This window comes from Thermoplasmata archaeon (genome assembly GCA_036395115.1).
Classification (GTDB): domain Archaea; phylum Thermoplasmatota; class Thermoplasmata; order RBG-16-68-12; family RBG-16-68-12; genus RBG-16-68-12.
In genome coordinates, this window is record DASWDU010000015.1 from 1 (window position 1) to 7,786 (window position 7,786).

Consider the following 7,786-nt stretch of genomic DNA (forward strand, 5'->3'; position numbering starts at 1 on the left):
CGGCGCCTTCATCGCCGAGGACGCGACGACGTGCCCGAAGTGCGGCGTCGAGTTCGAGAAGGACATGGCGAAGTGCTCGAACTGCCAGGCGTGGATCCCCGTCGACGTGAAACAGTGTCCGGAGTGCGGCGTCGAGTTCGCCACGGGCGAGCTCGAGATGGCGGATTACCAGCAGAAGATGCGCCTTCAGTACGACGAGGTCGTCGGACGGTTCAAGGAAGAAGGCTCTCGGCAGCTGGGCCGCAGCCTCTCGGAGAGCGAGTTCCAGGAGTGGTGGCGCAAGCAGCCGACCTTCCTGACGTACGAGGACTGGCTCCGGGAGGAAGAGGAGATGCGCAAGATGGGCTCGCGGCCGTGCCCCACCTGCGGCACGCTCAACTCCGTCACGGCACGGGTGTGCCACAAGTGCGGCTCGCTCATGCGGGACCAGCGCCCGCCCAGCGGTGGCGGCGGGGCCGTCGTCGCGGCCGCGCCCCGGAGGCCCTCGGCTCCCGGACCCGGCACCTCGGAAGGGCAGGGACCGCAGGCCGCGCCCTACGGCGCCCCTCCCGGGACCCCGCCGGCCACAACCGGGCGGCGGTTGTTCCAGAAGTCCGCTGGGGCTCCGCCCGTCGTCCAGAAGCGTGTCGTCAAGAAGCCGCTGGGCGAAGGCCAAGAAGGCACCGAGGGCGCGGAAAGCCAATCGGGCAGCGAGAAATCGGAAGAGGATCTGTGAGATCCCCTTCCCCATTTTCTCGCCGCAACTTCCCGGGGATCGACACTCGACGGAGTTGCCGCGGAGCTTTGAGGCGCCAAGGCACGTAACCGCGCAGAGCGGTTCCCGATCCCGCGGGATCTCTGCCGGTCGATCCTGATGCCGTGACGCGCCGCATTTCTCCGGGCATGGGGTCGGACCGTGCCACCGGATGTCCAATCGTCCCGCTGGCGCGAATCCGAGTACCTCGCTAGCGGCGACGCTGGCTCCGGCTACGTCCGGGGAAACCGCGGACGCGAGCCGTCCTAGGACCGACCTCCCAGAGCATGCGGAAGGTGTGCACGGCGAGCCGAGAGCACCGCCAACCCGAGTCGCTGGCCGGACGCGTGGTGTGAGCCACGCAGGAGCGTCCTGGGGAGCCGTCGGCGGAAGGGGGCTGGGAAGCGCTTCGAGGACACATCATGCATTCTTTGCTGGCACAAGGCCCGACATTCCGGAGTCCGGGCTCGGCCGTGGAAGGCCGCGGGCACATCCCAAACGGCCCAGCCCGAGGCCCGTCTAGACCTGAGGACCCGGCCGAGCGATTGCGGCACTCGATGATAGCTCGTCTTGGGCCAGGGTCGGTGGCGCGTGAGTCCTCCCGAAGGTGCCAACCGTTCGACACGGGACGCCGAGCTGTTCGCCGGTCCCCGGTCGGATGGCGGGCCTTGGTTCGGCACACCTAGAGATGTCGAGACGCCCGAAGGCGCAGGGTGGCGCGGAGCCGTTCAACATGAAACCGATTCCGAACTCCCTCGGACATGCTTCCAAGGATCGGCTCCGACCCCGAGGAGGGCCTTCATGCCGAGGGGAACTGGAGGCGAGAAAGGGGCCACACGTGGCGCTGCGCGGCGGGGCAGAGCTCCACCTCCGATGGTGGACCGATTGCGGCCGAGCCCCCCCGCTTTCTATGTCGGCCCGAAGGCGAGGAACCGCTGCGCATGGCCGTTGAGCGCCTGCCCGCAGCCCGCCCGGATCGAGCATGCCCCTGGGGCCGCCTGCCAGGCTCTACGGGAACGATCGCCTAGATGACGGTCATCGCGATGAACGGGATGACCTGCGCGTACCACTGGGTCTTCATGGACAAGTCCACGTCGTTGAGGTGGTCGAAGGGATTGTAGTTGGCCCCCCACCGGCTGATGATCTGCTGGTACGTCATGTTCAGCGGCCCGGAGATCCCCGAGACGAGGATGCTCGGGAAGAAGGAATCGGACCCCCACGTGGTCGTCGTGCAGCAGGTGAACGCGGTCCTGGTGACTGCCAAGATTGCTACGGGGGTGCCCCCGGTTTCCTGGTTCAGGGGGTTGATGTCGAACACCTGCGCGTACTCGAAGTTGTTATAAACCCCCGTGCCCGGATACTTCGCGAGGCCGCCGGCGTTGGCTGGTTTGGTCGGGTCGACCGCGCATTTCGAGTTGCCGGCCGGGTCCTTCGCGACGCCGCAGACGACGTAAATCGTCTGCACGCTCGAGGCGCTTGCACTGCGGAAGGCAAGCGAGGTGAAGCCGTCGACGAAGATCGTGCGATTCCCGTGATTCGCCATCAGGAGGTGGAAGAGCGCGCCGCCGCCGGTGTTGAGGTCATTCCTCTGAACTCGGCCCAGCGAGAAGTGATTGCTCGTCCCAACGATCTCCCCCATATGCGAGAACCAAACCTCTTCGGCGCGGACCTGGATGAAGCCGATGTACTGCCACAGCTGGCTCGGGATCGAGCCGCCTCCGCCTCCTCCGCCGAAGGTCTGCGGGACCACGTGCAGTACGAAGCGGGTCGTCGTCTGATGGCCCTTCAGGTCGGTCGCGTTCAACAGGATAATCGATCCGTCCCACTCGAGGGGCGGCAGGGGGGAGCTCATGCACGAGGAGCCGAGGGTGAAGACGTGGTCCCCCGCGGCCCGGTCCGGTGCGACGCCGTCATCTTTCATCGGGAGGGGCACCGAACACGTGGGGTTGACTCCGTACCACATCGTGAGGGTTGCGTACACGGAATTCACGTTCAGGTCGTTGTCCGGGTCCGTGACCTTGACATACAGATTGAAGCCCAAGGTCGCCTGGACAGGGTCGACGATCTCGGTGGACGGGAAGCCGTCGGTCCACTTGTCGGTGAAGACGGGGGGCCGTGTGCCCGCGGGTGCGGTCACTTGGCTCGTCCAAACGATGAAGCTCTTCTGGATGTCGATGATCGTGACCGAGATTGTGTCGGACGATCGGAGCAGGTAGTTCTTGTACGCCCATCGCTCGCCGATATCCCAGACGCTGTCCTTTCCGTCCATCAGGCCGCTCGGAGTGGCAAGGAGCCCGTTGTAGAGATGGAGGATGACGACGTCCGTCTGCGGGGCGGCCGAGCCTCGCTGCGACACGACGTAGATGATCGTGGGCACCGGCAGAAGCGCCTCGCCGCCCTGATGGAACAGGGTGATGTTCACTCCGATTTCAACCCCGAGTCCGCTGTAGATCGGCTGCATCTCCGGGCGGATGTCCAGCCGAGTCTGTGCGGTGGGCGTTGGGATGTTCGAGACCCAGATGATGATCACGGAAAACAGGACGACCGTCATCGCGAGAATCAGGATCGTGCCGATGACTTCCGACACACCCGACTCGTCTTCGCGCAAGATGGTTTTCATGAATGTGGCCTCCCGGTGTGGCTGGGAAGATGAACTCACACCCGAGCCGACGATATATAAACTGTTCGTGGTAGTTACCATTCGCTGAAAGCGTGAGAATCAAAACCGGAGGCGCGCGGCCCCCGATTTGGCTCGCGGGAATCGGATCTCGAGCCCGCAATTGAATCGCTTCGAGGCTCGGCAGGGGGCCGCCAGGGTTGGTTCGGGCCGTTTCGTCCGAGGGTTTCAACATTTCTATCTGCCAAATTGAATGGAAGCCATCACTCCCGATAAGCCGATGTTCTGCCGCGTGAGAACACGTCCGTATCGGTGGGGATAATCGGCCGGTAAGATTCTTATGGAGCGGCCCGGGATGCGACCGCAACAATCCCATCGGTCCCGCCCTCCGGATGTGCCCGAAGGACTCGACCAGGGAGGTCATCGGGGATGCAGAATCGAGCAGGCCGGGACGCGAGGGCGTTCAGCCTCTGGATTGTCTGGACCCTCGCGTTGGGCGGATTCTTGGCCGTCCTCGCGGTCAGCCCGGCGTCCCAGGCCGGCACATGCGACCAAGCCGGCGGCGTCATCACGGGCGATTGGACAATCACGACGGTCCAAGTGTGCAGCGGGATCCTGTACACAGTCGACGGGACGATCAACATCAACTCGGGCGGGAGCCTGACCCTCATCGACGGCGGCCTGAGCTTCGCGAAGGACGAGTCCCACACCGGCTACTCGCTCAACGTGAACGCGGGCGGCGAGCTCGTGCTCGACAACTCGACCGTGACGACGCAGACGGACGCGATCTCACCCTATCTGAAACTCGCGTTCACGGTCTCCGGCGCCAACAGCCGGTTCACGATGAGGGACGGGGCGAGCCTCAAGTTCCCCGGTTGGTTCAACACGACGGGCGCCACGCTCAACATCACCGACTCGAAGGTCACGGGCTTCACGGACTCGGAGATTTCGGATCTCGGCCTCGATACGGACGACAACAACGACGCCCCGACGATGTCTTGGGCCTCGACGTCGACGAGCGCGTTCGCATCGCGGATCGAACGGGTGTACGAGTACACGAGCGGCGCGAATGCAACCGGCAACCCGGCCATCACCCTCACCGCAACGAGCAACGTCTACGCGTACGACACATACATTGGGGTGGACTTCTCGGACGTCGCCGGGCTGCACAACGAGCTGCGCGTCGACGGCAGCTCGAACGCATATCTGTACAATGTGACGATCGATCGCAGCCAAGATCCGCCTTCCAAGGCGGATTGGCAACCGGCCTTCCGGCCGACGGCCGCCGGCGGCACGGTGAACTTCCTGCGGTGGGCGCACGATACGGTCGTGGATTCGAGCGGCATCCCGATCGCCGGCGCGACGATCTGGTCGACCCTGAGCCCGAGCAGCACGACGGCCCAATACCCGGACAACGCCCTCACGACGACGCCATCATCTCGGACGCTCTGGTACCTCGGCCGCCAGGCGAGCGGCGCGAACGCGTGGAACCGCACGAACGCCGACGGGATCGCGACGATCCCGCTCTACACGGATCAGATCACGACCGCGACCCTGCCGAACGCGGAGTCGTTCGGGAACTACCATCAGGTGGCGGCGTATTCCGGCTCGACGAGCGCGGGCGACGTCTTCTTCAATCCCTATCCGGCCGTGAGCGACGCGGACAACAACCAAGCGCTCACGATCTCCTTCGCCAACCTCCAAGTGTGCCCGACCGGGGTGACGACGTGGTCGTTCGACCGACAGATCGTCGGCGATGTCTCCGTGGCGACGTGCCTCGAAGTCTCCGGCCATGTGACGATCTCGGCCGGTGGATTGTACGTCGACCAGGGGTCCGATGGGAAGGGCCGCGCGTACGTCAAGATCCTCTCCGGCGGCTCCCTGACCTTCGTCGACTCGACCGTCTGGAGCAACTTCCCGCTCCCGTTCTACGTCGCGAACGGCGGCTCGCTCGTGACAAGTGCGGGGAGCGCCCTCAACCTCTCCGCGCGCGACACGCCCGGCCTCCTTCGGGAGGACGGCACGACGTCGAGCGTCTCGATGACGGACACGTCGGTCGACGGCAACGTCACCCTGTTCGGCGGCAGCGCGACCTTGAACCGGGTGTCGCTCACGGGGCCCGGCCTGTGGATCGACACGGTCCAGCGGACGAACCTCTGGGATGCCACCTTGACCGGGGTCGCGAGCCTCGCGATCTCCACGGACGACGGCAATGTGAACACGGTCGACGTGGACATCCGGAACACGACCTTCGATTCGCTTCAGACGTCCCAGATGGTCTTCGGCGGCTCGCAGAACGTGCAGCTGACGTCCGTCGAGACGTACGATCCGAACGGCACCTGGTGGGAGACGATGATCACGGGCGGATCGCGCGTGGCCCGCTACTGGTGGCTCACCGTGGCCGCGGTCGACGGCACCGGCACCCTGCTCGCGGACGCGAATGTCGGCATCACGGTGCAGCGCATGGACCCGAACACCCTCACGAACATCACGGTCCCGAACCCGTCCCCGGGGGACATCTACTACACCTCCTCGACGACGTGGCCCGTGAGCGCGCCGCTCGGGTTCGTCGTCTACCGGGCGTTCTCGGAGATGCGTACCGTCTCGACGCGGACCGTGAACAACTCATATCTGGCGCAAGGCTCCGCGGTCATCGAGGGGACGACGTACACGCCGGATTCCCCGGGATCGTCGCTCGTCATGGAGGACACGGTCCTGAGCCTCACGTTCTCGAGCCTCACCCCGGACCTCAGCGTCGCGTCGATGAGCGTCTCGGGCGGCAACGGCGCGTCCCTGCTACAGCCGATCAACACGGACATCACCGTCACGGTGACGGTCCGGAACGTCGGGCAAATCAACGTGCGGAATGTCACGGTCAGCTTCTTCGAGGACAACGTGGACCGGAATCTTGACGGGATCATGGACTTCGCACCGCTCGACTATCGGGCGACGGGGCTCTGGATCGCCGACCTCGTGATCCCGCTCGTCCCGAAGAACGGGACCGCGACCGCCTCGATTGTCTGGCGCCCCCTCGGTGCGCTCGAATCGAGCCGCGCGATCTCCGCCGTGGTCGATCCGCCGGTCTTCGCCGTCACGGACGGCGGCCTCGTCCGCGAGACGGACGAGACGAACAACATCTTGCCGCGGACCTTCACCCTGTTCACCTGGCCCGACCTCGCGATCTCGTCCGCGGATGTGCAGTTCACCACGGACCCGGTCGTGAACAACGACGTCGCCGTGCGCGTGACGGTCCACAACCTCGGGACGAACCGCGCCACGGGAGCCACGCTCGAGATCTGGGATGCCGCGATCCGGGTCGGCGGTCCGGTGACGTTCGACATCACGCCGGGCGTGGACTCCGTGATCACGGTCACGTGGCGCCCGGCATCCGTCGGCGCACACCTCCTGACGTTCGCGACGAAACTCCCCAGCGGCCCCGACATCCGGAACAAGGACTACATCCCCGGCAACAACAACGCGACCTTGTCGGTCGGCGTGCTCACGCCCCCGGATCTCGTGCTGCGGCAGTCGGACTACGGGACCATTCAGAACGTGACGCAGAACCTAGGATTCACGATCACGGTCATCGTGTACAACGTCGGTCAGACGACGGCAGTGAACGTCTCCGTCGCGGCGTTCTTGGCCAACGTCGAGGTCGGCCGGGTGAGAGGGCTGACGATCGGCGCCTCGCTCACGACGCCGCTGAACGTCAGCGGCGTGTCTGCGACCGGCCAGCAGACGATCCAGCTCCGCGTCGACCCGGACAACCGCATCAATGAGGGCGGCGTCGCCAACGAGTCGAACAACGTGGCGATTGTGACCGTGAACGTGCAGCCGCCGCTGGGGGACGTCATCCTCGTCTCGCCGGCCCTCGGCCAGACGCTCGAGCCGGGGACGGACTTCGCCATAACGGGCTACGTGCGGGATCAGAACGGAAACGGGATCTCGGGCGTCGCCCTGACGATCACGCTGCGGTCCGGTGCGGGGACGATCGCCTCGAACACGACGACCTCCCAAGCGGACGGCTTCTTCATCGGTAGGCTGAGATTGCCGGCCGGCCAGGCGGACGGTTCGTACGATCTCGTCATCACGCCGTCATCCGGCCTGATCCAGCCGTATATACAGGCGGTGACGGTCAAGACGACCCTTCCATTCCTGAATCAGCCCGTCCCGATTCTCGGCATCCCGTACTGGCTGCTCTTCATCATCCTCGCCGGGGCGGCGGCCGTCGCGGGTGGCGTCACGGCGTACTGGAAGGTCTACGGCCTCGGCAAGATGGTCGAGTGCGGCGAGTGCGGCGCCTTCATCGCCGAGGACGCGACGACGTGCCCGAAGTGCGGCGTCGAGTTCGAGAAGGACATGGCGAAGTGCTCGAACTGCCAGGCGTGGATCCCCGTCGACGTGAAACAGTGTCCGGAGTGCGGCGTCGAGTTCGC

3 protein-coding genes are annotated in these 7,786 nt (G+C 65.3%); 2 read left to right on the forward strand and 1 reads right to left on the reverse strand.

The window, feature by feature from the left end; genetic code table 11:
* A partial coding sequence (locus VF992_03415) for a zinc ribbon domain-containing protein (GenBank protein ID HEX9340205.1) occupies positions 1 to 715 on the forward strand: 715 nt, incomplete at its 5' end.
* Positions 716 to 1,757: 1,042 nt separating this feature from the next.
* On the opposite strand, the gene VF992_03420 is transcribed toward VF992_03415, so the two are convergent.
* Positions 1,758 to 3,353, reverse strand: coding sequence for a type IV pilin N-terminal domain-containing protein (locus VF992_03420; GenBank protein HEX9340206.1), 1,596 nt, complete (start codon positions 3,351 to 3,353; stop codon positions 1,758 to 1,760).
* Positions 3,354 to 3,779: 426 nt separating this feature from the next.
* Here VF992_03420 and VF992_03425 point away from each other — a divergent pair.
* Positions 3,780 to 7,786 (forward strand): CARDB domain-containing protein (locus VF992_03425; protein ID HEX9340207.1); only part of this gene is annotated, 4,007 nt, incomplete at its 3' end.